The organism is Ruminococcus sp. N15.MGS-57, assembly GCF_000980385.1.
Lineage (GTDB): Bacteria > Bacillota > Clostridia > Oscillospirales > Ruminococcaceae > Hominimerdicola > Hominimerdicola aceti.
The window spans coordinates 1-1,402 of sequence record NZ_LARF01000103.1; the positions used below are offsets into that span (position 1 = coordinate 1).

The following is a 1,402-nucleotide window of genomic DNA, read 5'->3' on the forward strand; positions in this document are numbered from 1 at the left end:
TAATATCATAATAAACAACATAACCATTGCCTATATAGACAGATGAATTGTTATCAGCGACATCTGCTGCCGAAGCGTAGACCGGAACAATTATGTTGATGGGGACAATAACAGACATGAAAATTGAAATGATTCTTCTTTTCAATTTTTTCCTCCTGATATGTAAAATCTTGTTTTCATAGGAATCCGACGCACAGTTTTCCATGCTGAAAAATTATGATCAGAAATCCGATTACCGCTCCTATGGTAATGCTTTGTTATATTTTTTTAGTCATCAAAATTAGAAGAAAGTGTTTTTTTTTCTTGCTGAATAATGTCCGACGATACTTTCTCCGGGTTTCAGACTGATTGTTTCAGACTCGCCGTCTTTTAAAAGAGTCGTTAAGAATCTTTGAATATTTTTCTTGTCCACATTTCCGTTTTCCCACGGAATAATATCAATTATTCCATTAGGATAAACAACAGTCATGTCGTTTACATTAAGGAATTCTGAGTATCCGCTCTAAAAAGCCAAAAAGCCAATCCTATTGGTTTCTCTATTTTAAGAGATACCAACAAAAACGGCAGGCTTAGAGCATAATATACTCAAAGTCTGCCGTTTTGTTTGACGATGTTTAATTGTTGAGGGTTCAGATCCTTTTTTACGAAAAAGGATCTACGGTTTTACACCTGAAATTTTCACCCTCAAAACGCAAAAAAAGCTCGTAAATACGAGCTTTTCGAGGTGTGCATCAATTTTATTGCACAAGTATGGCTCCCCCTGTTGGACTCGAACCAACGACCCTTCGGTTAACAGCCGAATGCTCTACCGACTGAGCTAAGGAGGAATATGACTAAACAGAGAAGAATATTATCTTCTCTGTTTAGTAAGGTGTCGGCAGCACCCTATCTTACCGGGACGTTACCATCCAAGTATTTTCGGCGAAGAAGAGCTTAACTACTGTGTTCGGCATGGGAACAGGTGTGACCTCAACTCAAACGCCACCGACTAAGTGAAGAGGAACGAATCCTCAAAATTGAATAATGAAAAAGCTGTTGGTTAAAAGGAGTAGTCATAACCAATAAGGTTAAGCCCTCGACCGATTAGTACTCGCTAGCTAAACACGTCACCGTGCTTACACTTTGAGCCTATCAACCTTGTAGTCTTCAAGGGGTCTTACTCTGTAAACAGAAGGGATATCTTATCTTAAGGGCGGCTTCACGCTTAGATGCCTTCAGCGTTTATCCGTTCCGCACATAGCTGCCCAGCTGTGCCACTGGCGTGACAACTGGTGCACCAGAGGTGCGTCCATCCCGGTCCTCTCGTACTAGGGACAGCTCCTTGCAAATATCCTACGCCCACGACAGATAGGGACCGAACTGTCTCACGACGTTCTGAACCCAGCTCGCGTACCGCTTTAAT

Annotated in this window: 1 tRNA gene and 2 rRNA genes; all 3 read right to left on the bottom strand. The window is 41.4% G+C overall.

Features of this window, described 5'->3' with window-relative positions:
• Positions 1-751: 751 nt before the first annotated feature.
• Positions 752-827: transfer RNA gene (locus WS40_RS10595), tRNA-Asn, on the bottom strand.
• A 45-nt stretch (positions 828-872) separates the two neighbouring features.
• Positions 873-989 (bottom strand): 5S ribosomal RNA (gene rrf / locus WS40_RS10600).
• 74 nt (positions 990-1,063) lie between these two features.
• Positions 1,064-1,402 (bottom strand): 23S ribosomal RNA (locus WS40_RS10605); the annotation flags it as partial.